26 protein-coding genes are annotated in these 26,220 nt (G+C 74.1%); 7 read left to right on the top strand and 19 right to left on the bottom strand.

The genetic code is table 11. From position 1 onward, the window contains the following. Nucleotides 1-36: 36 nt before the first annotated feature. Nucleotides 37-1,455: an RNB domain-containing ribonuclease gene (locus tag ETD83_RS13445; RefSeq protein ID WP_138645443.1), complete on the top strand. Its 1,419-nt coding sequence runs from the start codon at nucleotides 37-39 to the stop codon at nucleotides 1,453-1,455. Nucleotides 1,456-1,482: 27 nt separating this feature from the next. On the opposite strand, the gene ETD83_RS13440 is transcribed toward ETD83_RS13445, so the two are convergent. The 4 genes from ETD83_RS13440 to nirB all read right to left on the bottom strand — a co-directional run bounded on the left by ETD83_RS13440 (nucleotide 1,483) and on the right by nirB (nucleotide 6,658). Continuing rightward, nucleotides 1,483-2,145 carry a biliverdin-producing heme oxygenase gene (locus ETD83_RS13440; protein WP_138645442.1) on the bottom strand — a complete coding sequence of 221 codons (663 nt, stop codon included), beginning with the start codon at nucleotides 2,143-2,145 and terminating at the stop codon, nucleotides 1,483-1,485. Nucleotides 2,146-2,295: 150 nt separating this feature from the next. Next, nucleotides 2,296-2,589, bottom strand: a complete 294-nt coding sequence (locus ETD83_RS13435) for a DUF2470 domain-containing protein (protein ID WP_138645441.1) — start codon at nucleotides 2,587-2,589, stop codon at nucleotides 2,296-2,298. A 95-nt stretch (nucleotides 2,590-2,684) separates the two neighbouring features. Next, nucleotides 2,685-4,160 carry an FAD-dependent oxidoreductase gene (locus ETD83_RS13430; RefSeq protein WP_138645440.1) on the bottom strand — a complete coding sequence of 492 codons (1,476 nt, stop codon included), beginning with the start codon at nucleotides 4,158-4,160 and terminating at the stop codon, nucleotides 2,685-2,687. Then, complete coding sequence (nirB, locus tag ETD83_RS13425) at nucleotides 4,157-6,658, bottom strand: nitrite reductase large subunit NirB (RefSeq protein WP_138645439.1); 2,502 nt, start codon at nucleotides 6,656-6,658, stop codon at nucleotides 4,157-4,159. The genes ETD83_RS13430 and nirB overlap by 4 nt, the downstream gene beginning before the upstream one ends. Nucleotides 6,659-6,844: 186 nt before the next feature. On the opposite strand from nirB, the gene ETD83_RS13420 reads away from it, so the two are divergent. Next, nucleotides 6,845-7,822: a DUF3068 domain-containing protein gene (locus ETD83_RS13420; protein WP_138645438.1), complete on the top strand. Its 978-nt coding sequence runs from the start codon at nucleotides 6,845-6,847 to the stop codon at nucleotides 7,820-7,822. Between the two features lie 45 nt (nucleotides 7,823-7,867). Here the strand turns inward: ETD83_RS13420 and ETD83_RS13415 are convergent, their stop codons facing one another. After that, complete coding sequence (locus tag ETD83_RS13415) at nucleotides 7,868-9,259, bottom strand: 6-phospho-beta-glucosidase (protein WP_138645437.1); 1,392 nt, start codon at nucleotides 9,257-9,259, stop codon at nucleotides 7,868-7,870. Between the two features lie 111 nt (nucleotides 9,260-9,370). On the opposite strand from ETD83_RS13415, the gene ETD83_RS13410 reads away from it, so the two are divergent. Then, nucleotides 9,371-10,252 carry an NAD-dependent protein deacetylase gene (locus ETD83_RS13410; protein ID WP_171064180.1) on the top strand — a complete coding sequence of 294 codons (882 nt, stop codon included), beginning with the start codon at nucleotides 9,371-9,373 and terminating at the stop codon, nucleotides 10,250-10,252. Between the two features lie 16 nt (nucleotides 10,253-10,268). Here ETD83_RS13410 and ETD83_RS13405 read toward each other — a convergent pair whose 3' ends face one another. Beyond that, nucleotides 10,269-10,985, bottom strand: coding sequence for a DUF4142 domain-containing protein (locus tag ETD83_RS13405; RefSeq protein WP_138645436.1), 717 nt, complete (start codon nucleotides 10,983-10,985; stop codon nucleotides 10,269-10,271). A gap of 112 nt (nucleotides 10,986-11,097) precedes the next feature. After that, nucleotides 11,098-11,592, bottom strand: coding sequence for a MarR family winged helix-turn-helix transcriptional regulator (locus ETD83_RS13400; protein WP_138645435.1), 495 nt, complete (start codon nucleotides 11,590-11,592; stop codon nucleotides 11,098-11,100). Nucleotides 11,593-11,727: 135 nt separating this feature from the next. On the opposite strand from ETD83_RS13400, the gene ETD83_RS13395 reads away from it, so the two are divergent. Then, nucleotides 11,728-12,363 (top strand): ArsR/SmtB family transcription factor, encoded by a 636-nt coding sequence (locus ETD83_RS13395; RefSeq protein WP_138645434.1) that lies wholly within the window; start codon nucleotides 11,728-11,730, stop codon nucleotides 12,361-12,363. Nucleotides 12,364-12,445: 82 nt separating this feature from the next. Continuing rightward, a complete protein-coding gene (locus ETD83_RS13390; protein ID WP_138645433.1) occupies nucleotides 12,446-13,183 on the top strand; it encodes an SRPBCC family protein in 738 nt (245 codons plus the stop codon). 99 nt (nucleotides 13,184-13,282) lie between these two features. On the opposite strand, the gene ETD83_RS13385 is transcribed toward ETD83_RS13390, so the two are convergent. From ETD83_RS13385 to ETD83_RS13345, 9 genes are all read right to left on the bottom strand, one after another. Next, nucleotides 13,283-14,125, bottom strand: coding sequence for an ABC transporter permease (locus ETD83_RS13385; RefSeq protein ID WP_138645432.1), 843 nt, complete (start codon nucleotides 14,123-14,125; stop codon nucleotides 13,283-13,285). Then, nucleotides 14,122-15,114 (bottom strand): ABC transporter ATP-binding protein, encoded by a 993-nt coding sequence (locus tag ETD83_RS13380; RefSeq protein ID WP_138645431.1) that lies wholly within the window; start codon nucleotides 15,112-15,114, stop codon nucleotides 14,122-14,124. The genes ETD83_RS13385 and ETD83_RS13380 overlap by 4 nt, the downstream gene beginning before the upstream one ends. A 205-nt stretch (nucleotides 15,115-15,319) precedes the next feature. Beyond that, nucleotides 15,320-15,679 (bottom strand): hypothetical protein, encoded by a 360-nt coding sequence (locus ETD83_RS13375; RefSeq protein ID WP_138645430.1) that lies wholly within the window; start codon nucleotides 15,677-15,679, stop codon nucleotides 15,320-15,322. A 372-nt stretch (nucleotides 15,680-16,051) separates the two neighbouring features. Beyond that, complete coding sequence (locus ETD83_RS13370; protein WP_138645429.1) at nucleotides 16,052-18,832, bottom strand: DEAD/DEAH box helicase; 2,781 nt, start codon at nucleotides 18,830-18,832, stop codon at nucleotides 16,052-16,054. A gap of 90 nt (nucleotides 18,833-18,922) precedes the next feature. Beyond that, nucleotides 18,923-19,783, bottom strand: coding sequence for a twin-arginine translocase subunit TatC (gene tatC / locus ETD83_RS13365; RefSeq protein WP_138645428.1), 861 nt, complete (start codon nucleotides 19,781-19,783; stop codon nucleotides 18,923-18,925). Between the two features lie 115 nt (nucleotides 19,784-19,898). Next, nucleotides 19,899-20,240 carry a Sec-independent protein translocase subunit TatA gene (tatA, locus tag ETD83_RS13360; protein ID WP_138645427.1) on the bottom strand — a complete coding sequence of 114 codons (342 nt, stop codon included), beginning with the start codon at nucleotides 20,238-20,240 and terminating at the stop codon, nucleotides 19,899-19,901. 30 nt (nucleotides 20,241-20,270) lie between these two features. Then, nucleotides 20,271-20,492: a hypothetical protein gene (locus ETD83_RS13355; RefSeq protein WP_138645426.1), complete on the bottom strand. Its 222-nt coding sequence runs from the start codon at nucleotides 20,490-20,492 to the stop codon at nucleotides 20,271-20,273. A gap of 23 nt (nucleotides 20,493-20,515) precedes the next feature. Then, nucleotides 20,516-21,544 carry a helix-turn-helix transcriptional regulator gene (locus ETD83_RS13350; protein ID WP_138645425.1) on the bottom strand — a complete coding sequence of 343 codons (1,029 nt, stop codon included), beginning with the start codon at nucleotides 21,542-21,544 and terminating at the stop codon, nucleotides 20,516-20,518. Then, nucleotides 21,541-22,572 (bottom strand): helix-turn-helix transcriptional regulator, encoded by a 1,032-nt coding sequence (locus ETD83_RS13345; protein ID WP_138645424.1) that lies wholly within the window; start codon nucleotides 22,570-22,572, stop codon nucleotides 21,541-21,543. Before ETD83_RS13345 ends, ETD83_RS13350 begins: the two co-directional genes overlap by 4 nt. A 310-nt stretch (nucleotides 22,573-22,882) precedes the next feature. Here ETD83_RS13345 and ETD83_RS13340 point away from each other — a divergent pair, with 310 nt between their 5' ends. Together ETD83_RS13340 and ETD83_RS13335 are read left to right on the top strand one after the other, a co-directional pair. After that, entirely contained in the window at nucleotides 22,883-23,455 is a 573-nt protein-coding gene (locus ETD83_RS13340; protein WP_138645423.1) for a hypothetical protein, read from the top strand. A 62-nt stretch (nucleotides 23,456-23,517) separates the two neighbouring features. Further along, nucleotides 23,518-24,600 (top strand): DUF3866 family protein, encoded by a 1,083-nt coding sequence (locus ETD83_RS13335; RefSeq protein WP_138645422.1) that lies wholly within the window; start codon nucleotides 23,518-23,520, stop codon nucleotides 24,598-24,600. A 3-nt stretch (nucleotides 24,601-24,603) separates the two neighbouring features. On the opposite strand, the gene ETD83_RS13330 is transcribed toward ETD83_RS13335, so the two are convergent. From ETD83_RS13330 to ETD83_RS13320, 3 genes are all read right to left on the bottom strand, one after another. Further along, nucleotides 24,604-25,173: a DUF3291 domain-containing protein gene (locus ETD83_RS13330; protein WP_138645421.1), complete on the bottom strand. Its 570-nt coding sequence runs from the start codon at nucleotides 25,171-25,173 to the stop codon at nucleotides 24,604-24,606. A 32-nt stretch (nucleotides 25,174-25,205) separates the two neighbouring features. Next, nucleotides 25,206-25,859 carry a helix-turn-helix transcriptional regulator gene (locus tag ETD83_RS43635; RefSeq protein ID WP_138645420.1) on the bottom strand — a complete coding sequence of 218 codons (654 nt, stop codon included), beginning with the start codon at nucleotides 25,857-25,859 and terminating at the stop codon, nucleotides 25,206-25,208. A gap of 80 nt (nucleotides 25,860-25,939) precedes the next feature. After that, on the bottom strand, nucleotides 25,940-26,220 hold a 281-nt coding region (locus ETD83_RS13320), incomplete at its 5' end, for an FKBP-type peptidyl-prolyl cis-trans isomerase (protein ID WP_138645419.1).

The raw sequence follows: 26,220 nt of genomic DNA, 5'->3' as shown, positions 1-26,220 counted from the left end.
GACCGTAATCCGGTTTTCGTCCCGTACGCTCGTGCTGTGCCGCGCCGACCGCTGCGACTGCGTACCGCGGAGGCCGACGCCGAGATCCGCGCGGGCCTGGACCGGATCCGCGCCGAGTACTCGGTGCCCGGCCCGTTCCCGCCCGCCGTCCTCACCGAGGCCGCCGGGCCCGCGTGCCACCCCGACGGCCGCGCCGACCTGCGCGGGCTCCCGTTCTTCACCCTCGACCCGCCCGGCTCCCTCGACCTCGACCAGGCGATGCACCTGGAGCGGCGCGGGTCCGGCCACCGGGTCCGGTACGCGATCGCCGACATGGCCGGGTTCGTGCGGCCGGGCAGCGCCCTGGACGCCGAGGCGCGCTCCCGCGGCGTCACGCTCTACCTGCCCGACACCAACGCGCCCCTGCACCCGCGCCCGCTGTCGGAGAACGCCGCGAGCCTGCTGCCCGGACGCGACCGCCCGGCCGTGGCGTGGACGATCGACATCGACGACGCCGGGCGGATCACCGACGTGGACGTGCGGCGCGCCCTCGTCCGCAGCCGCGACAAGCTCGACTACGCGGGCGCCCGGCACGACGACGGCGACCCCCGGATCGCGCTGCTCGGCGAGATCGGCGAGCGGCTCATCGCGGCGGAGGCGGCGCGCGGCGGCGTCAGCCTCCCGCTGCCCGAGCAGGAGGTCGTGCACGCGGGCGGCGGCTGGGCGCTGAAGCTGCGCGGCGACCTCGCGACCGAGGCGTGGAACGCGCAGATCTCGCTGCTGACCGGCAGGGCGGCGGCCCGGCTGATGCTGGACGGCGGCGTCGGGCTGCTGCGCACGATGCCGCCCGCGCCGCCCGAGGCGGTGGCGCGGGTCAGGCTCGCCGCCGGCGCGCTCGGCGTCGCCTGGCCCGGGGACTCCTCGTACGGCGACATCGTCCGCGCGCTCGACCCGTCCCTGCCGCGGCACGCCGCGTTCCTGCACGACGCGGCGGGGCTGATGCGCGGCGCCGGGTACACCGCGTTCGACGGCTCACCGCCGGGCCAGGCCGGCCACGCCGCCGTCGCGGCCCCGTACGCGCACGTCACGGCGCCGATCCGGCGGCTGGCCGACCGGTACGCCACCGAGGTGTGCCTGGCGCTCGCGGCGGGGCGGCCCGTCCCCGGCTGGGCCCGCGAGGCGCTGCCGGAGCTGCCGGAGGTGATGCAGCGGGCGCTGCGCCGCGCCGCCGACGTCGACCGCGCCTGCGTCGACCTCGTCGAGGCGCTGCTGCTGCGCGACCACGTCGGGGACGTCTTCGACGCGGTGGTGGTGGACGTGAGCGCCGACCGGTCCGGCGGGCGCGTCCAGCTGGTGGCGCCGCCGGTGTTCGGCCGCTGCGACGGCGACGGGCTGCCGCTCGGCGAGCAGGTCAGGGTGCGGCTGGAGGAGGCCGACCCGGCGCGCCGCCGCGTCCGCTTCTCCCGCGCGGCCTGACGGCCCCCGCCGCGCCGGGCCCGCGGCTCAGGCGGCGCTGGGGCGGATGCTCCGGCCGAGTTCGTCGGTGACGGCGGCGTTGAGGCGGTAGGCGGCCTTGACCTCGTCGATGACGCGGTCCTGCTCGGCGGCGTCCCACGGCGCGGCGTCCAGGAGCTCGCGGTAGCGGTCCTTGTAGGCCTTGGGCTTGCCGGGGAAGCGGTAGAAGCGGACGCCGTCGTCGCCCGCCGCGAGGTCGAGGTTCTTGCGGACCTGCCTGCCGATGTACTGCCCGCCGGACAGGTCGCCCAGGTAGCGGGTGTAGTGGTGGGCGACGAAGCCGGCCGGCCAGTCGAAGCACGCCTCGCGGAGCCGGTCGCAGTACCGCGCGGTGGCCTCGCCGGGCTCGATCCTGGCGCGCCAGCGCGGGCCGTAGAAGTAGGCGAGGTCGGCCTCCAGCGCGTCGCGGCGGCGCAGGCCGGGAAGGTCGAACGGGCCGGCGACCGGGTCGGACGCCATCCGGTCGGCGGCCTCCTCCAGGAGGTCGTAGACGGGGTGGAGCTGCGCCACCAGCACCGCGTACTCGTCGCGCGCGAGGCGGCCCTCGACGAGCGCGCTCATGTAGGCGGAGGTCTCGTTGTCCCCGTGGTCGCTCCAGGTGGCGGCCCGCAGCCGCGCGGAGAACGCCTCGTCCGTGCCCGTGCCGTCCATTTCCGGCCCTCCTCGACTCCAGAGACTTAGGCTAGCCTTACCTAATTCTGTTGGGAAGGTGCGGCGGTGAGGTTTCCGACGTGACGTCGGTTACTTTACCGACATGGCGTCGGGAACGTCCAGTCGCCGCCGGGCGGCCGAACGGCGGGCTCAGCCGCTCAGTGCGGCGCGGGCCTCCTCGGTCATGCGGACGACCTCCCGGCGCACCTGCGGGCGTTCGGTGAGCCGCTCGCTGAACGGGATCCGGACCGGCTGCTCGGCGCCGCCGTCCATGACGGCGAAGTCGATGCCGTCGGCGTCCATGCCGGTCATCCGGGCCGCGGTCGCGCCGGGCCGGCCGGCGAGCGCCCGGCAGATCGTGAGGCAGTCGGCCGCGTGGTCCTCGTTCATGTGGCGCATGATCTGCCGGACGACGTCGTCCGTGAAGGGGCCCGCGTCGGTCATGAAGGGTCCTTTCCCAGAAATGTGGGTTTTACGGACAGGCCCTTTGCGGGCCCCGGAGGGCGTGAGCCTACCCCGCCTCCGCCGGGCCCGCCCCGTTAGGGGACGCGGGCGGGCTCCTGCCCGGCCAGCCAGGCGACGATGCCCTCGACGGCGTCGCGGCACGTCCCGCAGCCGGTGCCCGCCCTGGTCTCGCGCGCGACGTCTGCGGCGGTGCGGGCGCCGCGCTCCCAGCAGGCGCGGATCCGGCCCTTGCTGACGTCGTTGCAGTGGCAGACGGTGGCCGCTTCCGGCATCCGGAGCGGCTCGCCGGCCGGGGCGGGGGCGTCGAGGCCCGGGAACAGGAGGCCGAGGCGCTCGGCGGGCAGCGGGCCGGCGCGGTCGTAGAGCTGGGTGAGGGTCCCGGCGGCGGAGGTCTCGCCGAGCAGGATCGCGCCGATCAGCCGCCCGTCCCGGATGACCGCCTTCTTGTAGGTGCCGCGCGCCGCGTCCGTGAACCGGACGATCTCCACGCCGGCGTCGTCGTCGCCGAAGTGCGTCTCGCCCATCGACGCCAGCTCGATGCCGGCGGCCTTGAGCCGGGTGATCTGCCGGGCGCCGGTGAAGCGGGCGGCGGGGTCGGTGCCGGCGAGCAGCCCGGCGAGCACGCCCGCCTGCTCCCAGGCGGGCGCGACCAGCCCGTACACCTCGTCGCGGTGCTCGGAGCACTCGCCGATGGCGCGGACGGACGGGTCGGTGACCGAGCGCAGCTCGTCGTCCACGATGACGCCGCGGCCGACGGCGAGGCCCGCGTCCCGGGCGAGCGCCGTCTTGGGCCGGACGCCGCACGACAGCACGACCAGGTCGGTATCGGCGGTCTCCGTCCCGCCGCCGGGGAGGGCCAGCTCGACGCCGGTGACGGCGCCGCGCGCGGACGTGCGCAGCCCGGTGACGCGGGCCTGGAGGCGGGTGGCGATGCCGAGGGCGGCCAGCGTCCGGGCCAGGAACTTCCCGGCGGCGCGGTCGAGCTGGCGTTCCATGAGGTGCCCGGCCTGGTGCAGGACGGTCACGTCCAGGCCGCGGCCCGCGAGCCCGCGCGCGGCCTCGATGCCGAGCAGGCCGCCGCCGACCACGACCGCGCGGCGCGCCGACTCGGCGAGGACGGAGATGCGGCGGCAGTCGTCCAGGGTGCGGAACACCAGCGCGCCGTCGGGGAGCCCGTCGCGCAGGCCGGGCAGGGGCGGGACGAACGCGGCGCTGCCGGTCGCGAGGACGAGCGTCCCGTAGGGGGTGTCGGTCCCGTCGGACGCGTGGACGGTCTTCGCCGCGCGGTCCACGCGGGTGACCTCGACGCCGAGCCTGGCGTCGACGCCGTGCGAGGCGTACCAGGCGGCGTCGACCAGGCCGATGTGCTCGGGCCGTGTCACCCCGGCGAGGACGTTCGACAGCAGCACCCGGTTGTAGGGGCGCTGCGGCTCCGCGCCGAACACCGTGACGGGCGTCGCGGCGTCGCGGGCCCGCAGCTCACCGACCAGGCGGGATCCGGCCATGCCGTTGCCGACCACGACGATGCCCGCCGTGCCCGCGGGGCTCACCGCTTCACCTCCAGCGGGAGGGGCTTGATCTGGTCGCGCTCGATCCCGAAGCCGATGCTCGGGTCCGGGGTCCGCGGGGCGTTGACGAACGAGACGAACCGGCGGAGCCGGTCGGGGTCGTCCAGGGTGCCGCGCCATTCGTCGGAGTAGGCGGCGACATGGCGGGCCATGGCGGCGTCGAGGTCGGCGCAGATGCCGAGGCGGTCGTCGACGATGACCTCGCGGAGGCGGTCGAGACCGCCGTCGAGCGACTCCAGCCAGGTCGCGGTGCGCTGCAGCCGGTCGGCGGTGCGGATGTAGTACATCAGGAACCGGTCGATCAGGGTGATCAGCTCGTCGTCGCCGAGGCCGGTGGCGAACAGGTCGGCGTGCCGGGGCCGCATGCCGCCGTTCCCGGCGAGGTAGAGGTTCCAGCCGTCCTCGGTGGCGATGACGCCGAAGTCCTTGCTCTGCGCCTCGGCGCATTCGCGGGCGCATCCGGACACGGCGGACTTCAGCTTGTGCGGGGCGCGCAGCCCCCGGTACCGCAGTTCGAGGCGGATCGCCATGGCCGTCGAGTCCTGGACGCCGTAGCGGCACCACGCGGACCCGACACACGACTTCACCGTCCGCAGCGCCTTGCCGTAGGCGTGCCCGGACTCGAACCCGGCGGCCACGAGCCGCCGCCAGATCTCGGGGAGCTGCTCGACGCGGGCGCCGAACAGGTCGATCCGCTGCCCGCCGGTGATCTTGGTGTAGAGGCCGAAGTCGCGGGCGACCTCGCCGATCGCGATGAGCCCGGCGGGGGTGATCTCGCCGCCGGGGACGCGCGGCACCACCGAGTACGTGCCGTTCTTCTGCAGGTTCGCCAGGAAGTGGTCGTTGGTGTCCTGCAGCGCGGCCTGCTCGCCCGCCAGGACGTGCCCGTTGCCGAGGCTCGCCAGGATGGACGCGACGGCGGGCTTGCAGATGTCGCAGCCGCGGCCCGTCCCGTGCTCCTCGATGAGCCGGGTGAAGCTCGTGATCCGCTCCGTCCGGACGATGTCGAACAGCTCGGCGCGGCTGTGGCCGAAGTGCTCGCAGAGGGCCGTGCCGACCTCGATCCCGGCGGCGGTCAGCTCGGCGTCCAGGATCCGCTTCAGCAGGGGGACGCAGCTTCCGCAGCTCGTCCCGGCGCGCGTGCGGTCCTTCACGGCCGGGACGTCGGTGAGGGAGTGCTCGGAGATCGCGCGGCGGACGCCGTCGGCGGTGACGTTGTTGCACGAGCAGACGACCGCCGCGCCGGGCAGGTCGCCGCCCGCCGGTTCGGTGCCGCCGAACAGCATCCGGTCGGGGGCGCCGGGCAGGCCGCGCCCGATGTGGGCGCGGAGCGTCCCGTACGGCTCGGCGTCGCCGACGAGGACGCCGCCGAGGAGCGTCCGCGCGTCGTCGCTGACGACGAGCTTCTTGTAGACGCCCGCGACGGGGTCGGTGTAGGTGACGCTGAGCGCGTCCCGCCCGGGCCCGGCGGACGGGTCGCCGAAGGAGGCGACGTCCACGCCCATGAGCTTGAGCTTCGCGGACGTGTCGGCGCCGTCGAACACGGCCCTGCTCGCGTCCGACAGCAGCCGGTCGGCGACGACCTCCGCCATGGCGAAGCACGGCCCGGCCAGCCCGTACACGGCGCCGCCGATGAGGGCGCATTCGCCGATCGCCCAGACGGCCGGGTCCTCGGTGCGGCACGCCGCGTCCACGACGATCCCGCCGCGCTCCCCCACCGGCAGGCCGCAGGCGCGGGCCAGCTCGTCGCGGGGCCGGACGCCCGCGGAGAACACGACGACCTCGGCGCCGATCGCCCCGCCGTCCGCGAGCACGACGCGCCGGACCGCGCCGTCCTCCCCCGCCTCCAGGGCCCGCACCGGGACGCCCGTGTGGACGGCAAGGCCGAGTCCCTCGATGTGGCGGCGCAGCATCGCGCCCCCGCCCTCGTCGAGCTGGCGCGGCATCAGCCACGGCGCGACCTCCACGACGGCGCCGCGCAGGCCGAGGCCCTGGAGCGCGCGGGCCGCCTCCAGCCCGAGGAGCCCGCCGCCGATGACGGCGGCGGTACTCCTGCCCCCCGCGTACGCGCGGAGGGCGTCCAGGTCGTCGACGGTGCGGTAGGCGAACACGCCCGGCAGGTCGCGTCCCTGCACCGGCGGGACGAACGGCGCCGACCCCGTGGCCAGGACGAGCGCGTCGTAGGCGGCGACGCGCCCCGCCGATGTGGTGACCGTCCGGGCGGCGCGGTCGACGGCGGTGACGCGCTCGCCGGTGACGACGGTGACCTCGTCGCCGTGCTCGGGAAAGGCGAGGTCGGCGCCCTCCAAATGCGTTGTCAGCGCCACCCGGTCGTAGGCCGGGCGGGGCTCCTCGCCGATGACGGTGATCGTCCAGGTCCGGCCGGCGACGCGCTCGCGCAGGGCCTCCACCAGGCGGTGCGCGGACGGGCCGTGGCCGGCCACGACCAGCCGCCTGCTCGGTTCGCTGTCGGCTCCCATGCGGCCGATTCTGGACGGCGCCCATTTCCCCCGGACGTCCCTGGTGTCACCTCCGCGTAAACGGCCGCTCACACCCGCCTCTATCACAATGCGAAAAGCATTTCGTCGCCCTCTGGCCAGTCCCGCGGCCTTTGTGGGACTGTGCGCGCACCCGTTTGACTTTCGCCGCGTTCCTGGGAGGCCGCAATGCGAAGGACCATTGGCTTCACCCTCATCGGCATCGGCGCGTTCATGCTGGCGGGGTTCGTCCTCGCGCGCTATTACATCGCCCCGACGCTGATCGGCGCGCCGACGGACTTCTACCAGGTCACGCGGCTGCGGGCCGACGGCGCCTCCTACTTCGACGCCGGGAGGCTCACCCCGCGGACCGGCGCCACCGTGACGGCGACCAACACCATCCGGGCCGACGTGAAGGCCCAGGAGGACGGGGTCGCCGTGTGGGACTCCACCACGGTCATCGAGGACACCGCGAACGGCGTCACGATCGAGTTGCAGAAGCAGCGGCTCGCCTTCGACCGCCGCACGGCGCGGCTCACGAACTGCTGCGGCGCGGCCGTGGAGAACGACAAGAGCGTCCGGCAGTCAGGGATCGGCCTGTTCTGGCCGGTGGAGGTGGAGAAGAAGGGCCTTCAGCTCTTCGACACCGGGACCCGGCGCGCCTGGCCGATCACCTTCGCCGGGGAGGAGCGCCGCAACGGCGTCCGCACCTACCGGTTCGTGCAGAGCGTCCCGGACACCAAGATCCCCAGCGAGCTTCCCGCCGTGCCCCCCGAACTGCTCGGCCTCCCCAAGGGCGGCGCGCCCGTGCAGGTCGACCGCTACCAGCGGTCGGACTCCACGTACTGGATCGACCCGCGGACCGGCGCCCCCATCGACCAGCAGCGGCACGTGGTGTCGACGCTGCGGCCCCAGCAGGGCGGCGCGGGCAGCCTCGTGGTCGCCGACCTGGACCTCAGGATGACGCCCGAGTCGCGGATGTCCCTGCTCGCGAAGTCCGACGACGGGGCGGCCAAGATCCGGCTGCTGGAGACCATCGTCCCGCTGACCTTCCTCGGCGCCGGCCTGTTCGCCCTGGCCGCGGGCCTGGCCCTGACGACCGGTTCCGGCCGCCTCCCCCGGCACCGCGGCGCGCTCGGCGGTTCCGCGGCCCCCGCGAGCCGGTAGCCGGTCTCCCGGGGAGGCGGCTCGGCGATCCCCGCTTCGGCGGGGTCAGCGGGCCTCCACCGCGAACACGGCCGCGACCTCCGGGATGCGGGCGATGTAGCCGTCCAAGAGCCGCCGTCCGACGGACACGGAGTCGACCAGGGGGTGCAGCGCGAACGCCGTGGCGGCGTCGGCCCGCGAGCCGGTCAGCGCGGCCCCGATCGTCAGCCGCTCGACGGCCTTCACCTGCTGCATCAGCCCCGTCTGGGCCAGGTCGGGTTGGGTGAGGGCCAGGGGGTGGACGCCGCCCGCGTCCACCCGAACCGGCACCTCGACCACCGCGTCGGGCGGCAGCGCGGTGACCGTCGCCCCGTTCCGCACGTTGAGGATCATGGTGGCGGGCTCGTCGCGGCTGATCGCGGCCATCACCCTCACCGCGACACCGGCGTAGCCCTCGTCGACGGGATCGACTCCGGCGTGGCCGGCCAGCTCGGTGCCGGTCGCCGCGCCCTTCATCTCGGCCATGTAGCTCGCGCTGCGGGCGGCGACGGTCTCGCGCCACAGCTCCAACGCCGCGCCGCCGCCGGACCGGTTCGCCAGCGGGGCCGCGCGCTCGTAGAACGCGGCCTGCTGCGCGGCGAGGAACTCCCCGCGGGTCCGCGGCGCGTCGAGGGTGGCGCGCACCGCCTCCCGGTTGAAGTAGAAGTAGTACAGGTACTCGTTGGGGATCATCCCGAGGTCGCGGAGCCAGTCGCGGCCGAACACCACGCCCTCCTCCAGGGCGCCGAGCAGGGCGTCGTCGGCGAGGACGGCGGGCAGCACGTCCGCGCCGTCGTGCAGGACGCGGCGCGTCCAGCCGAGGTGGTTCAGGCCGACGTAGTCGAGCCGGAGGCGGGACGGGTCGAGGCCGAGCGCGGCGGCGACGCGGAACCCGAGCCCGGACGGGGTGTCGCACACGCCGAGGACCCGGTCGCCGAGCACGGCCTGCATCGCCTCGGTGATCATGCCCGCGGGGTTGGTGAAGTTGATGACGTAGGCGTCCGGCGCGAGCGCCTCGACCCGGCGCGCGATCCGCGTCATGACGGGAACGGTCCGCAGGCCGTAGGCGAGGCCGCCTGGGCCGGTGGTCTCCTGCCCGAGGACGTTCAGGTCGAGCGCGACGCGCTCGTCGCGGACGCGGCCGGCGGTGCCGCCGACGCGGATCGCGGAGAAGACGAAGTCGGCGCCGTCCAGCGCGCGGTCCAGGCCGGTGGCGGTGAACACCTCCGGCGCCTGCGCGCCGCCGCGCCGGGCGCCGTCCGCGAGCGCGGCGAGGACCGCGGCCATGGCCTCCAGGCGTCCGGCGTCGGTGTCGTACAGCCAGACCTCGCCGATCCGCGGGACGCCGCGGTCGCGCAGCAGCGCCTCGTACACGTGCGGCACCCGGAACCCGCCGCCGCCGAGAATGGCCAGCTTCATGCGCGGAACGTAGCACCCGCGCGGGGGCTCCGCCGTCACCGCCCCGGACGGCCGACGATCAAGGACCGCCGGGCGGGGCGGTCATCGGGCGCCGTCGTGCACCATGGAGGGGTGACGCAGGTAGAGGGCCGGTTCACCGGCGACGGGACGGACGCGGGGGCGGGGCTGCGGGCGCTGGCCGACCTCGTCTCGGACGGCGACGTGGTGGTGCTGAGCGGCGCGGGCCTGTCGACCGAGTCGGGCATCCCCGACTACCGCGGGGAGACGGGGCGCCGGCGCCGCGCCGAGCCGATGACGTACCAGACGTTCACCGGGTCGGAGGCGGCGCGCCGCAGGTACTGGGCGCGGAGCCACCTGGGGTGGCGGCACATCGCGGCGGCGCGTCCGAACGACGGGCACCGCGCGGTGGCGGAGCTGGCGCGCCGGGGCCTGGTCGCGGGGATCATCACCCAGAACGTCGACGGCCTGCAGCAGGCCGCGGGCGCCGACGGCGTCGTCGAGCTGCACGGGGCTCTGGACCGGGTGGTCTGCCTGGCCTGCGGCGACCGGACGCCGCGCGCGCGGCTGGACGAGCGCCTGCGGGGCGCGAACCCGGGCTGGGACGCCCGCGCCGCCGCCCCCGGCATCGTCAACCCGGACGGCGACGCCGTGCTCGGCGACGCGGAGACCGGGGCGTTCCGGGTCGTGGACTGCGAGCGGTGCGGCGGCGTCCTCAAACCCGACGTGATCTTCTTCGGGGAGAACGTCCCGCCGGGCCGGGTGCGGGACTGCTTCGCGCTCACGGAGGCGGCGGGCGCGCTGCTGGTGCTCGGGTCGTCGCTGACGGTGCTGTCGGGGTACCGGTTCGTCCGGCACGCGGCCGGGCACGGCGTGCCGGTCGCGATCGTCAACCGGGGCGCGACCAGGGGCGACGAGCACGCCCTGGTCACGCTGGACGCGCCGCTCGGCGCGACGCTCCGGGCGCTGCTCGCCGAGCTGGACGCCCGGGTCTGACACCGCCCGCGCGCGCTCAGTCCCTGATCACGGAGGTGGCGGCGGGCGCGGGCGTCCGCCGCTGGTTCGGGCTGCCGGGCTCGGGCGCGCCGGTCACGGCGGGCGGGTCGGGCAGCGCGTCGACGGTGACGAAGCCGGTCCCCTCCAGCAGCGTCATGTGGGTGTGGACGAAGGTCTCGCACTGCTTGGCGAACTGCCGGACGAGGGTGTTGCGGGTGCTGGCGCGGACGGCGGCGATCTGCGGGTAGATCTGGCCGTGCGCCACCCGCAGCCGCGCCACTGCCGTCTTGTCGTACTCGGTGCCGGACTTGCCGCCGATCTCCGACATCCAGCTCTGCTGCTCGGCGGTCGGCCGGTCCGGCAGCGGGACGTTCAGCTGCGCGGCGATCCCGCGGGCCAGCTCGTCCAGCCGCTCGTGCTGGCGGGCGATCTCGGCGAGGTTGCGCTGGGTGGCGGGCCGGGCGGCGCGGCGCGCGGCCTCCCGGCCGACGGGGATCTCCCACAGCCCCGCCTCGCGGACCTTGACGATGAGGGCGCGGTCGGCGGGGCCGAGCGGCCCCCACTCGGTGGTGACGGTGGCCTGGCGCGCGTTCTCCGCCGCGACCTGCGCGGGCTGCGCTCCTCCGTCGCCGGACTGGCGGGCCAGCGCGGTGCAGCCGCCGAGGAGCAGCGACGCCGCCAGCCCGCACAGGGCCACGGGCGCCGCCACGGGGATCGGCCGGGGTGTTCGCATCCGCCGCCGTCCTTCCGGTCGAGGGGAGGTGCGTCACCTGGGCTGTACGCACGTCGGCCCGGCGGGGTTCGACGGCGGGCGGACTTCGTTGAAGGGGCGGGCGTCGCGGGTGTCAGGTCCAGCCGAGCGGGACGAGGGTGGTGGCCGGAGGCTCCCCGCCCGCCTCGGTGAAGGCGCGCAGGGCGGCGACGAGGGTGCGCCGCTGCCCGGGCGGCATCCGGGCGACGATCTCGGCGATGTCGGCCCGGCGGCGGGCGGTGACGTCGTCGACGATGGCGCGGCCGGCGGCGGTGAGCTGGATGCGGACCTCGCGGCCGCTGTCGGGGCTGGCCTGCCGGTCCAGCAGCCCGGCGGCGGCGAGCCGGTCCACCATCCGCATGGCGGTGGACGGGTTGACCTCCAGCAGCCCGGCGAGCGTGACGAGCTTGAGCGGCCCCTGCGCGGACAGCACGACCAGGAGCCGGAACTGCGGGAGCGTGACGGCGTCCTCGACGGCGGCGAGGGACCGCACGGAGATCGCCACCAGCAGCCGGGACGCGGTCAGCACCGCCGAGGTGACCTCGTCGACGCCGTGCGCGTCGCCGGCGGGGGCGGCCTGCTTGCTCATGACGACTTTCTACAACGCCCGGAGCCCCGCGCGCCAATGTGTGCCAGCCGCCGCGAACCCGCCGTCGCGCGCCGCCCCTAACCGACAAAAGTTCCTGTCTTGACAAATCTGATTGTCGGTTGTGATGATGGGGCCATGCTGGACGTGACGGTGATCGAGAATCCCGAGGCGGCCGCGGCCTCGCTGGACGCCATGCGGGCGCGGCTGCTCGCCGAGCTGGCCGAGCCGATGTCGGCGACCGCGCTCGCCGCTCGGGTCGGGCTGCCCAGGCAGAAGGTCAACTACCACCTGCGGGCGCTGGAGCGGCACGGCCTGGTCGAGCTGGTCGGCGAGCGCCGCAAGGGCAACATGACCGAACGGCTGATGCGGGCCACGGCGGCGTCCTACGTCATCTCGCCGCTCGCGCTCGCGTCCGTGCAACCGGACCCGGACCGGCACCGGGACGCGCTGTCGGCGCGGTGGCTGCTGGCGCTCGCGGCCCGGCTGGTCCGCGACGTCGGCGCGCTGATCACCGGCGCGGCGCGGGCCGACAGGCGCCTCGCGACGTTCGCGCTTGACGGGGAGGTCCGGTTCGCGTCCGCGGCCGCACGGGCCGCGTTCATCGAGGAGCTGACCGCCGGTGTCGGCGCGCTGATCCGCAAGTACCACGACGCGGAGTCGGAGGGCGGGCGGGGCCACCGCATCATGATCGCCGTCCACCCGTCGCTGAAGACCGGGCCCGGCGCCACGGCGGAACCGGAGCAGGACGCCCCCGGGGAGATCGAGACCTGACCCGCGGCCGCCGCTCGCGCCCACAACGCGAGCAACGCAGGCAGGCGACCTAACGCACGCACGAATTCTGAGGAGAGCCGTCATGGGCAGGGCATTCGAGATCGTCCGCGAGTTCGAGGTGGACGCGTCGCCCGAGCAGGTCTGGGACGCGATCACCACGGGCGCCGCGGGGTGGCTGTGGCCGGCGGAGTACGAGCCGCGGGTCGGCGGCGCCGCCGGGCTCGGCGGGGTCGTCACAGCGTGGGACCCGCCGCGCCGGCTGACCAGCCGCCAGGAGGACCCGGACGGCATCGAGGGCCTCCCCCAGTCGCTGAACCAGCTCGACAACCTGATCGAGCCGCGCGAGGGCGGACGGGCCTGGGTCCGCTACGTGCACAGCGGGATCTTCACCGACGACTGGGACAACCAGTACGACGGCGCGAACCGGCACACCGACTTCTACCTGCACACGCTGCGGCAGTACCTGGTGCACTTCACGGGGCTGCCGGCGACGCAGTCCGACATCCACGGGCCCAAGGCGTCCATGGCGAAGGGCTCGTTCGGCGCGGCCGTCCGGGCGCTCGGCCTGGACGGCGCCGCCGAGGGCGACACGGTCCGGGTGGAGCTGCCGGGCGCGGGCGCGGCGGACGCGTTGGTCGACTTCCGCAACGAGTACTTCCTCGGCCTGCGCACCGGCGACGCCATGTACCGGTTCTTCGGACGCGACGCGTGGGGCGGCCCGGTCGGCATCGCGGTGCACGACTTCGCGCCCGGCTCCGCCGCCGAGCAGGAGCGGACGAAGAAGGCGTGGCGGACCTGGCTGCAGGACGTGTACGCCTGAACGGCCCGCACGCCCCGGCGGCCGGACGAGGGCGCCCGCACGGACCCCGTGCGGGCGCCCTCGTCTCGCAGGTCCAACCGGCCCGCTGCGGTGGGATCGTCAGGCGTCGCGGCGTTTGAGGAGGAACGCGGCGACGGCGAGGAGCGCGACCGTCCAGAGGGCGAACACGCCGTACCCCTCCCAGGGCGTGAGCAGGTCGTCCTCGCCCTGGTGGGCCTTGGCGATCAGGTAGCCCGCCTCGGAGGGCAGGTAGGCGTGGACGTGCTCGCCGATGCTGCCGGGCAGCAGCGTGGCGAGCGGCGCCAGGACGAGCACGAACCCGATCACGCCGGTGATGCCCCCGGCGGGGTGCCGGACGATCGCGCCGATCGCCAGCGCGAAGAGGCCGAGCATGGCCAGGTAGAGGCCGCCGCCGACGACGGCGCGCAGGACGCCCTCGTCGCCGAGGGACACCTCCGCCTTGTCCCCGATCATCGCCGCGCCGATGAAGAACGACGCGAACGACACCGCGACGCCGAGGACGAGGACGACCAGGGCGAACACCAGTGCCTTGGCCCACAGCATCGGCAGCCGCCGCGGCACGGCGAGGAGGCTGGCGCGGATCATGCCGGTGGAGTACTCGGAGGCGATCACGAGGACGCCGAGGACGCAGATGGTCAGCTGGCTGAGGAAGAACCCGCTGCCGAGGATGAAGCTGACCGGGTCGGCGGCGACGGAGGCGCGGTCGCCGGGGGTCATGTCGTCCCACTGCGCGACGGTCAGCCCGACGAACAGCGCGGTGAACCCGAGGTCGAGGAGGATGAGCAGGATCAGCGACCACAGGGTGGAGCGGACCGTGCGGATCTTCGTCCACTCGGCGAGCATGAGCCGCCGGAAGCCGGGCCGGTCGTAGGCGGGCGGGCCCGCGGGCCGCGCGGCGGGCTCGGTGGTGGCGGCGGTCATCGCGGCCCCTCCTTCCCGGCGGGCCCTGCGGCGGGCCCTGCGGCGGGCGCCGCGGCGGGGCCCGGGACCGGCATCGCCACGGGCCCTCCGGCCGCGCCGTACTCGACGCTTTCGCGGGTCAGTTCCATGAACGCGGCCTCCAGGGAGCCGCGCATCGGGGTGAGCTCGTGCAGGACGACTCCTTCGGCGGCGGCGAGCTCCCCGACGCGGGGCGCCTCCATGTGGGTGACGGTCAGCAGGCCGTCCTCGGCGGTCCTGACCTTGGCGCCCTCGTCGGTGAGGACGCCGGCGAGCCGGGCGGCGTCGGGGCTGCGGACGGCGACCATCTTCTCGGTGCTGCGCTCGATGAACTCCTCGGTGGAGCAGTCGGCGATGAGCCTGCCGCGTCCGATGACGATGAGGTGCTCGGCGGTGACGGCCATCTCGTTCATGAGGTGGCTGGACACGAACACGGTCCGCCCTTCGGCGGCGAGCCGCTGCATGAGGGTGCGGATCCAGACGATGCCCTCCGGGTCGAGGCCGTTGACGGGCTCGTCCAGGATCAGGACGGACGGGTCGCCGAGCAGCGCGGCGGCGATGCCGAGCCGCTGCCCCATGCCGAGGGAGAAGCCGCCGGCGCGCTTGCGGGCCACGCCGGTGAGGCCGACGAGCTCGACGACCTCGTCGACGCGCTTCTTGCCGATCCCCTGGGTCTGCGCGAGGCACAGCAGGTGGTTGTAGGCACTGCGCCCGGTGTGCACGGCCCGCGCCTCCAGCAGCGCGCCGACCACGCGCAACGGCGCGGGCAGGTCGGTGTAGTGGACGCCGTCGATCCTGGCGTCGCCGCGGTCCGGCCGGTCGAGGCCGAGCAGCAGCCGCATGGTGGTCGACTTCCCGGCGCCGTTCGGGCCGAGGAACCCGGTCACCCGCCCGGGGACGACGGTGAAGGACAAATCGTCCACGGCGGTCTTGTCGCCGTAGCGCTTGGTGAGGTTCTCCGCCTCGATCATGCACCCATCCTGCGTTATCGTCGCCGAAATACCGTGATCGGGATCACCGTAGCGTTCCCGGCGCAGCGGGCGGATCCTCCGTGAAGTGGATTCGTCTCCGACCTGCGTAGGGTGCCCGTCCGCGGACCATTCACGCCCCGGCGCAGGGCGAGGGGCCCTCCCGCGCGGCGGGAGGGCCCCTGGTCCAGAGGTCCGGGCGGCGGCGTCAGGCGTTGACGCCGTCGGCGGCGTTGACGTCCTTGTGGAACCGCTTGTGGACGTAGAGCTTCTCGCCGAGCGTCTCGCAGCGCCACCACAGGCCGCTCGGCGGCCCGATGCGGGTGCCGCGCGGCAGCTCGCGCAGGACCTCGTTCACCGGGGTCATGCGGAACCGGCCGGACCGGCACACCAGGATGCGCCGGTCGGTGACCACGACGACGCGGTAGGCGTTGGCGAAGATGATGATCCAGTAGGACAGCAGCGCGAAGTACTGGCTGGTGGTCTGCGCGCCGAACACCGCCTGGACGTTCTCGCCCGGCTGCAGGACAGGGGCCGCGTTGGCGCGCATCTTGTCGCGGATGGCCACGGGTCGGACCTTTCTCGTGTCACTCGTGGGCGGCGGCCGCTCCCCCGGTCCGGCGGCCCGGCGCGGCATCGCCGGCGCGGCGCGCACCGTCCTCAGCGCCCCCGGCGCATCATGCTCCCCACGGCCCTCAAGGGTGATCGGGCGCCCCGATTGTGGCACCGAATCGCAGGTTACGGGGCGATTTCCCAGCTTTTGGACGGTCTTCACGCTTCCGTGACCCGCGGCGTCGCCGGGCACAGCGACTTCGCCGACCGTCCGCTGGCCCGCCTGCTCGGCGCGCTCGACTTCCTGCTGACGGCCGCGGCGGCGGACTGGCGGAGGAGTACCGGCCGGACCGCATCGGCGCCGTGCCCGCTGCCGCGCCCCCGCTCCCTAGGCGACGGACGAGTACGCGACGACGCCGCGGCGCATCGAGTCCATGGCGCGGCGGGCCGTCTTGCGGATGTGGCTGTTCGGCGGGGCCGCGTCGGCGACCTGCCCGAGCAGGTCGAGGAGCTGCTTCACGGCGCGGACGAAGTCGCCGGCGGTGAGGTCGCTTTCGAGGAGGACCTCGTCGAGGTCGTCGCCCTTGGCCCACCGGTACGCCGTCCACGCGAACCCGAGGTCGGGCTCGCGGAGGAACGACACGCGGTTGTCGCGTTCGACGCCCTCCAGCTCGCCCCAGAGCCGCACCATGGCGGCGAGGGCATCCTGCGCGGGCCCGGCGGGGGTGCGGGGCGGCGCGGCGTCGTCGGGCTGCCGCGACTCGTACACCAGCGCGGACACGCACGCGGCCAGCTCGGCCTGGTCGAGCTTGTCCCACAGCCCTTCGCGGAGGCTCTCGGCGGTGAGCAGGTCCAGCTCGTTGTAGATCTGGCCGAGGCGGCGGCCCTCCGCGGTGACGGAGTCGCCCTCCAGGTATCCGAGCTGCTCCAGGACGGCGCAGACCCGGTCGAACGTGCGGGCGATGACCTGGGAGCGGCCCTCGACACGGCGGCGGAGCTGCTCGGTCTCGCGGTCGAGGCGGTGGTACCGCTCGGCCCAGCGGGCGTGCTCCTCCCGCTTGTCGCAGCCGTGCACGGGATGGCGGCGCAGCCCGGTGCGCAGCTCGTTGATCTCGGCGTCGTCGGGGGCGGCGGAGTCGCCGCGGGCCCGCTTGCGGTCGCGGACGTCGTCGGGGACCTTGGCGCGCAGCGCGGACGCCAGGTCGCGGCGGTCCTGCGGGTTGCGGGGGCTGAACGACTTCGGGATCCGGATCCGCTCGACGGGCTCCACGGCGCGGGGGAAGTCCTGGATCGACAGGCGCTGCACGGACCGGTTCACCGTCAGCACGAGCGGCGCGGGCCCGTCCGAGCGGCGCCCGACCCCCGGGTCGAGGACGACCGCGAGCCCCGACCGGCGCCCCGACGGGACGAGGATGACGTCGCCGGGCCGCAGGTGCTCCAGCGACCTGGCGGCCTCGGCGCGGCGGGTCCCGGCGCGTTCGCGCGACAGCTCCGCCTCCCGGTCCGACAGGCGGCGCCGCATCGCCGCGTACTCCATGAAGTCGCCGAGGTGGCATTCGGCGGCCTTGGCGTACCCGGCGAGGGCCTCCTCGTTCTTGTGCACCTGCCGGGCGAGGCCGACGACGGCCCGGTCGGCCTGGAACTGCGCGAACGACTCCTCCAGCAGCGTCCGGGCACGGTCGTTCCCGACGGCGCCCACGAGGTTGACGGCCATGTTGTAGGACGGCCGGAAGCTGGAGTTCAGCGGGTAGGTGCGGGTGCCGGCGAGCCCGGCGACGGACGCGGGCTCCACGTTCGGCCCCCACACCACGACGGCGTGGCCCTCCACGTCGATGCCGCGCCGCCCGGCCCGCCCGGTGAGCTGCGTGTACTCGCCGGGGGTCAGGTCGACGTGCGCCTCCCCGTTCCACTTGTCGAGCTTCTCGATCACGACGGTGCGGGCGGGCATGTTGATGCCGAGCGCGAGCGTCTCCGTCGCGAACACCGCCTTGATCATCCCGCGGGTGAACAGCTCCTCGACGATCTCCTTGAAGGTGGGGAGCATCCCGGCGTGGTGGGCGGCGACGCCGCGCTCCAGCGCGGCGAGGAAGTCGCCGTATCCGAGGACCCGCAGGTCCTCGGCGGCGATGTCGGCGGTGCGCAGCTCGGCGTGCGCGCGGATCTCCTCCGCCTCCTCCTTGGACGTCAGCCGGATCCCGGCGTGCAGGCACTGCAGGACGGCGGCGTCGCACCCGGCGCGGCTGAAGATGAACGTGATCGCCGGGAGCAGCCCGGCACGCTCCAGCCGCTCGATCACGTCGGCCCGGGCGGGGGGCCGGTACCGCTGCGGGCGCGGCGCGCGGCGCCGTCCGGTGCGGCGGCCCTGGTTGACCTTGGCGCGGCGGACCTCGTCCACCGCCATCCGGGTGAGCTGCGGGTTCAGCCGCGCCTGCCGGTCCTTGCCCTTGCCGGTGTCGACGAACAGGTCGTACAGGCGGGCGCCGACCATCATGTGCTGGAACAGCGGGACGGGACGGTGCTCGTCCACGATCACCGCGGTGTCGCCGCGCACCTCATGGAGCCATTCGCCGAACTCCTCGGCGTTGCTGACGGTCGCCGACAGCGCCACGATCCGCACCGAGTCGGGGACGTGGATGATCACCTCTTCCCAGACGGCGCCGCGGAACCGGTCGGCGAGGTAGTGCACCTCGTCCATCACGACGAACGCCAGGCCCGCGAGGGTGTGCGACCCCGCGTACAGCATGTTCCGCAGCACCTCGGTCGTCATCACGACGACGGGCGCCTCGCCGTTGACGCTGTTGTCGCCGGTGAGCAGCCCGACCTTCTCCGGCCCGTAGCGGCGGACGAGGTCGGCGTACTTCTGGTTCGACAGCGCCTTGATCGGCGTGGTGTAGAAGCATTTGCCGCCGCCGGTGAGGGCGAGGTGCACGGCGAACTCCCCCACCACCGTCTTCCCGGACCCGGTCGGCGCGGCGACGAGGACGCCGCTGCCGTCCTCCAGCGCCTGGCACGCCTCGATCTGGAACCGGTCCAGCTCGAAGTCGTACAGGGTGCGGAAGTCGAGCAGGGCCGGGCCGCTGCCCGCGGTGCGCCTGCGGTAGGCGGCGTACCGCTGGGCCGGGGTCTCACCGGCCGGCCCGGTGCCTGTGTCGGTGTCGGGGGAGGTCATACCTTGGAGCCTACGGTTTCGACCGGCCCGATTCCCAATCCGGAGACGATCTCCGCGAGCCCGGCCCGGCCGGCGGGCGCCACCCGGGGGTCAGCGGGCCCGGTCGCCCTTCTCCAGCTCGGCGTCGATCGCTTCGAGGTCAAGCGGGGACGCCTCGTCGTCGGAGAGCTCCTCGTACGGGTCGGGTCGGCGGGCCCCGCGCCGGTCGTGGATGAACGCGATCAGTTCGGCGACCTCGAACAGCACGATGGTGGGCAGCGCCAGCGCGAGCATGGTGAACGGGTCCTGGCTGGGGGTGGCGACGGCGGCGAACACGAACACCCCGAACACCAGGAGCCGCCGCGACTTGCGGATCCGCTCGTGGGTGAGGACCCCGACGAGGTTCAGCATCACGACGAACAGCGGCAGCTCGAACGTCAGCCCGAAGATGAACAGCATCGCCTGCGCGTAGCCCAGGTAGTCCTGGACGCCGACGAGGACGGTCGTGTCGCCCGGCGCGAGCCCGATGAAGATCTTCAGGCCCTTGTCCATCGTCAGGTACGCCAGCGCGCCGCCGAGCAGGAACAGCGGCACCGCCGCCGCCAGGAAGACGTAGGTGTACCGGCGTTCCTTGCGGTACAGCCCCGGCGCGACGAACGCCCAGATCTGGTACAGCCAGATCGGCGACGACAGGAGCGCCCCGACGATCAGCGCGACCTTCAGGTGGATGAAGAACCCGTCGAAGATCCCGTGCACGACCAGGTCGCACTTGCCGTTCAGGCAGTGCTCGGGCGGGATCCGCGTGTACGGCTGCTTCAGGAAGTCCCAGATCGGGGGGAAGAAGATCCATCCGACGATCGCGCCGAGCACGAGGCCCAGGATCGCCTTGATCAACCGGTTGCGCAGCTCACGGAGATGTTCCATGAGGGGCATGCGGCCGTCGGGGGCGGCGTCGCGCCTGCTCAGCTTCATCGTGGGCATTCAGGGCCTCGGGGCGGGCGGCGGATTCGGTCGGGACGGAGCGATCGGTCGGGGCCGCGCGGGCGTCCACGCGGTCGGCGGCGGGTTCATGCGTCGCGTGGACGGTTCAGTCGCTCTTGCGGGCCTGCCCTGGGTCGGAGACCGGCACGCCCTGGATCGGCTCGCCGGAAGCGAGGGCCCCGCGGGGGCGCTGGGCGGCGCCGGAGTCGGAGGCGGGCTCGGCGACGGGCTTCTTCTCGTCACCCGCGGCCTTGTCCCCCTTGCCGGCGGAGGCCGTCGTCGCGTCGCCGGCATCGTCATCGTCATGGATGCCCTTGGTCTCGGCCTTCAGGATCCGCGCGGACTTGCCCAGGGAGCGGGCCAGCGCCGGCAGCTTGGCCGAGCCGAACAGCAGGAGCACGACGAGCAGAATGATCATCCATTCGCCGCCGCCAAGGTTGGGAAGCATGTCTGCAATCCTTTTCAGCCGGGTGTCATGCTAGGCCGATCGTACGCCTTCACCGGACACTTGCGACACGGGCGGCCCCTGAAGATCGGACAGTTCGGCACGCAACGCCGCATGTTCGGGCGCGAGCAGCCTCCTGGTCCGTTCCAGTTCACGCCCCAGCCGCCGCACCCCGAGGTGGACCCTGAACGCGCAGTAGAAGAGCACGACGAGACCGGCGAAGCCCAACGCCACCGCGATCACCGACCAGGTCACGTCCGCCACCGTAGCCGACGCCGTCACGTCATGCCGTACCGGGCCAGGGCCCGGGCGGCGTCGTCGTGGACCGTGGCGGCGAGCGCGCCCGGCTCCACCACCCGGCCCTGGTCGCCGAGCCGCAGCGCCAGGCCCCGCACCCACCGGGTGTCCGGGGTGCGCAGCACCACCCGCAGCCGGCCCTCCCCGAGCTCCTCCACCGACTCGCACGGGTAGTAGTCGGCGACCCACCGGCCGCGCGGCGTCAGCTCCAGCGTCACCGCCTCGTCCTGCGGGGACGGGCGGAACAGCCCCGCGTCCACGTCGATCGGCTCGGCGTCGTCGGGGACCTGCGCGGGGACGTCCAGCACCGCCAGGTCGGTGATCCGGTCCAGCTTGAACAGCCGCACCGCCTCCGCCCGGCGGCACCACCCCTCCAGGTAGGTGTTGCCCTCCACCACCAGCAGCCGCATGGGGTCGACGTCGCGCTCGGTGTTCTCGTCCCGCGCCGGAACGTAGTACGACAGATGGACGCGGCGGCCCCGCGCGATCGCGTCGCGCAGCAGGGCGAGGCCCGTCCGATCCGGGTCGGCGGACCCGCTGTAGGCGTCCACCTCCACCGAGACCTGGCTGGACGCCGCCGCCGCCGTGCCCGCCGCGCTCTCCAGCTTCGCGATCAGCCGGCTGAGCGCGTCGCGGTCGTCCAGGCCGGGGATCCCGGCGAGCATCCGCAGCGCCACCAGCAGCGCGGACGCCTCGTCCACCTTCAGCCGCAGCGGACGCGCGATCGACTCCGCCTCCGCGACCGTGATCTCCCCGCCCTCGTAGGACAGGTCGATCGGGCAGTACGGGTCGGGCGCGCGCAGCTCCACGCACCACAGCAGGTTCAGGTCGTCGATCAGCTGCTTCTCGGTCACCCCGAACGCGGCCGCGGCCTCGCCGAGGGCGACCGAGTCGCGGTTGACCACGTACGGGACGAGCGCCAGCAGCCGGCCCAGCCGGTCGGTCGACGTCGTCGCCGCCGTCTTCGCCGCCGCGGGCCTGCCCGCCGCCCCGCCGGTCTTCGCGGTCATGAGCCGTTCACCGTCCCGTCCGCCGGCCGCGCCGGACGCTCGGCGCACGCCAGCACCGACTTCAGCTGCTGGATCATCGCCTCGCGCAGGTCCGGCGGGTCGAGGACGACCACGTCGTCGGCGAACCGGGCCAGGTAGGGCGCGAACCGGTCAACGTCCCGGAAGGTCAGGACGGCCTCGTCCCACTCGCCGTCCCACGCGCCGTCCAGCTCACCTGCGGGGACGGGCCGCACGTCCTTGGCCCACCGCCGCGGGCCCTGCGCGGCGCCGCGCCGCAGCCGCACCGTCGCCGGGCGCGGCTCGTTCACCGGATCGCCCCAGTCGAAGGCGATGCGCCGCACGTCCACCCCGTCCGGGACGGTCACCGCCCCGGCCGGACCGTCGGCCTTCACGTCGCCGACGATGCGGCTCAGCCGGAACACCCGCTGCTCGTCGCGGTCCAGGTCGAACCCGACCACGTACCAGCGGCCCCGGCGGCTCACCACGCCCCACGGCTCCAGGTGCCGCCGCGACATCGACGTCCGCCCGATGCCCTGGTAGTCGAACGCGACCGGGCGGCCGTCCCGCACCGCCTCCCACAGCACCGGGAACGCCGGGTCCTGCGTGTTGACGCGCGGCTCGATCCCCACCGCGGTCGGCACGTCGGTCTCCACCCCGGCGGCGCGCAGCTTCAGCAGCGCCCCGGACGCCGCCTCCGCCATGCTCGCCCGCTGCCACACCCGCGCCGCGAGGCCGAGCACCGCCGCCTCGTCCGGCGTGAGGTGGATGTCGGGCAGCTCGTAGGCCTGCGGCGGGATCCGGTACCCGATCTCCTCACCGCCGCCGCCCTGCTGGTCGCTGCCGACCTCTAGCGGGACGCCGAGCTCGCGCAGTTCCTCCTTGTCCCGCTCGAACATCCGCTTGAACGCTTCGTCGGAGTCCGGATAGCCGGGCACCGCCCGGCGGATCTGCTCCGCCGTCAGAAAACGCCGGGTGGCGAGCAGGCAGACCACCAGGTTGAGCAGACGCTCGGTCTTGCGCCGCGACATACCGGCCCCCTTCCCCGCCGGACACGCTACCGGACCTGGGCTCCCCTTCAGCCGGAGATCGCCGGACTTGCCGGACATCCACGCGACGCCCCTCCGCCCCCACACGAACCGGCGACGGAAACGCCCCGCCAACGCCGTGACGACGCAGGCAGACGCCGTGACGACGCCGTGACGACGCCGGGCAGACGCCCGCCGCACGCTGCGGAGACGCGGCGAAGACGGCCGGGAGACACGCGTCCTGTTCGCTCCATCCCGTGGCCCGCGGGGGCCACGGCGGGCGACGTCCCGTCCACCGAAAGGGAGATCACCGATGAGGGGAACGCATGCGGTCCGGCGTACGGCCGGACTCACCATCGCCGCCGCGGCGGCACTGAGCCTCGCCGGACCGGCGGCGCACGCGGGCGCCACCCCGGCCGCCCCGGCCGCCGCACCGGGCGGCCCGGCGGCGCAGGTCCAGGAGGGCGCCTCGCGGCCCGCCACCCGCGCGGACCTGCGGGCCGCCGGAGTGCCGGCCAACGAGATCCGCGCCGCCGCCTGGCGCCGCAAGACCGTGAAGCTCCGCTGGTGCTGGGCCGAGAAGAAGCCCAAGCTCGGGAAGGCGTCCGGGGTGCGCTGCAACTTCCTCGGCGTCTGGACGGACGTGACCTTCGTCTACAACGGCAAGAAGGTCTACCAGAACCGCGTCCACTGCGACGACCGCGGCGTCTACAACGTCAGCTGGCAGTGGTGCGGCTACACCGGCAACGGCAAGGCGTCGATGAGCGCCGGCGGCAACTTCAAGACCCGCCTCGGCATCGGCAACGCCAGCGTGTCCTACCCCTACTGGATGCGCATGTACATCTTCAAGAACGGCAAGGTGACCACCAACGGCGGCAGGTCCTAGCCACCTCTCCCGTCCCGCAGCGGGGACGCCCCCACGTCCCCGCTGCACTACGGTTGGGCGCTGTGATCCGATGGCGCAAAGGCACGGTCGAGGGCGTCCGGCGCGAATGGCCCGGGGCGGTCGAGCTGACCGTCTCGATCGGGGACGACGGCACCTGCCGCGCCCTGGCCTACCCCGCCCTGGTCGGACGGCCCGAACCGGGAGACACCGTCCTGCTCAACACCACGGCCCTGGCGATGGGCCTCGGCACCGGCGGCTACGCCATGATCGTCGCGGTCCCCGACCGGCTCCCGCCCGACCCGTCCGGCCCCGGCCACCTCGTCAAGGCCCGCTACACGCCGCTGCAGGCCACCGTCCTCGGCGCCGACGAGCAGGACTCCCCCCACCACGGCGTCCTGCGCGACGCCGACTCCATCGGCGGGATGCCCGTCCTCGTCGCCGACCTGCACTCCGCGCTGCCCCCGATCCTCGCCGCGCTCCTGGCCGAACGGCCGTCGGCGCGTGTGGTGTACGTCATGCCGGACGGCGGGGCGCTGCCGTCGTGGTTCTCCATGTCCATCGCGCAGCTGAAGGACGCGGGCGCGCTCGCCGCGACCATCACCGCCGGGCAGGCGTTCGGCGGCGACCTGGAGACCGTCACTGTCCACACGGGCCTGCTCGCCGCGCGGCTCGTCCTGGACGCCGACGTCGCCGTCCTCGCCCAGGGGCCGGGGAACCTCGGGACGGGCACCACGTGGGGCTTCTCCGGCGTCACGGCCGGTGAGGCCGTCAACGCGGCGTCCGTCCTCGGCGGACGGCCCGTCGGCTCACTGCGCGTCTCCGAGGGCGACAAGAGGGAACGCCACATCGGCGTCTCCCACCACTCCCTCACCGCGTACGGGCGCGTCGCCCTCGCCGCCGCCGACATCCCCGTCCCCGAGCTCGGCGGCGAGTTCGGCGCCCGCGTCGCCGCCGGCGCCGCCCCGCTCGGCGACCGGCACCGGCTCGTGCCCGTCGCCGTCGACGGCCTGGTGGACGTCCTCAGGGCCGCCGAGAAGGACTGGGGCGTCCGGCTGTCCACCATGGGCCGGCGGCTGGACGAGGACCTCGCCTACTTCCTCACCGCGGCGGCCGCCGGACGCCACACCGCCGCCCTCCTCACCTGACCGTCAGGCCACCGGGCTGCCGCGTTCCGGGCCCGCGGCGGCCGCCGCGACGTCGGCCTGCGCGGCCTCCTCGGCCTCCTCGGCTTGGGCGGCCTCTTCGGCTTGGGCGGCCTCCTCGGCGGTGTAGGACGCGTTGAAGGTGAACGCGCGGGGCGTCGGGCCGTGCTCACGGATCAGGGCGAGGCGCTCCATGGCCTCCTCCACCGTCGGGACGTGCCCCGCCGGGATCCACCACATCACCAGATGCGCCTCCATGTGCCGCCGGAACCACTCGCGGCGCCGCCGCATCGTCTCCAGGTGGGCGCTGCGGTAGACGAAGTCCCACAGCGACCCGGCCGACTCCCACACCGAGAAGTTGATGATCACGTCCTCGCCGGCGGGACGCATGCCGGTGGCGTCGGCCTCCCCCTCCTCGACCAGGCGCCACACGAACCCGGGCGTGGCGTCGGCGAGAGCGTTCACGGGGTCGAGGAGCGCGACGAAGTCCGCCATGCGCGGGTCGTCGAGCGGGAGCACGAGGGTGGCGACGTTGAACTGGGCGAGGTGGAACCGGGAGGGGGCGTGATCGTCCATGCGCTCAGTCCAGCACGCCGCCCGCTTCTAAGTCAATCTTCATTGTTTTTAGACTTCTCGGCCGCGACGCAGCACCAGCCCGGCCGCGGATCCATCCGCACCCGCACCTCCGACCCCTCAGCCAGCCCCTCCAGCAGCGCCAGGTTCAGCCCGCACACGAGCGGCGGGAACCGCTCCGCCACCACACGGAACGGGCAGTTGCGCATCCGCACCACACCGCCCTCGTCCCGGACGGGCCGGTACCCGCGCGCAGTCAGCACCGCCTCGACCCCGTCCAGACCGCCGCACGACCCGGACGGGCCCCGCAGCGCCCTGCCCTCGCGACGCGCCGCGTCCTGCACCTCCATGTCCAGACCGGCCATCTCCGCCGCCTCCGCCAGCACGCCCGCCGCCGTCCGGTAGTCCCGCGCCGGCACCGACACCGCCCGCTCCGCCGCCGACGCCCGGTACACCTTCGCCGGACGCCCCGCACCCGGACCCGACCGGCCCGACAGCCGCCTGCTGCCCGCCTCCAGCAGGCCCGCGCCCACCAGCTTGTCCAGATGGAACGCCGCGAGCGTCCGCGCGACCCCGGCCGCCTCCGCCGCCTCGTTCCGCCCCACGTCACGGCCCTGCGCCGCGACGAACTCGTACAGCCGCCGCCGCACCGGATCCTGCAACAGCGCGATCGCGTCGATGTCCTCCATCTCGCCATTCTATGAACAACGACGATACGGAATAGAGCACGTTCGGTTTTCGTGGCGGTGCGCCCGGCCGGGAGGTGCCGTCAGTGCACGCCGAGGAGGTCGACGACGAACACCAGCGTGTCGCTCCCCCTGATCCCGAACTGCGCCAGCCCCTTCGGCCCGTACCCGAGCGACGGCGGCACCACCAGCAGCACCCTGCTCCCCACCCGCTGGCCGACCAGCCCCTGATCCCACCCCTGGATCACCTGACCGGTCCCGATCATCAACCCGTACGGATGACCCGCCGACCAGGACGAATTGAACTCCTTACCGTCCCGCCAGAAATACCCCGCGTACTGCAACGCCAGCAGCCGCCCCGCAC

It is taken from the genome of Actinomadura soli (assembly GCF_005889715.1).
Lineage (GTDB): Bacteria > Actinomycetota > Actinomycetes > Streptosporangiales > Streptosporangiaceae > Spirillospora > Spirillospora soli.
The sequence above is the reverse complement of the archived record's forward strand: the minus strand, read 5'-3'. Positions and strand labels throughout refer to the sequence as shown.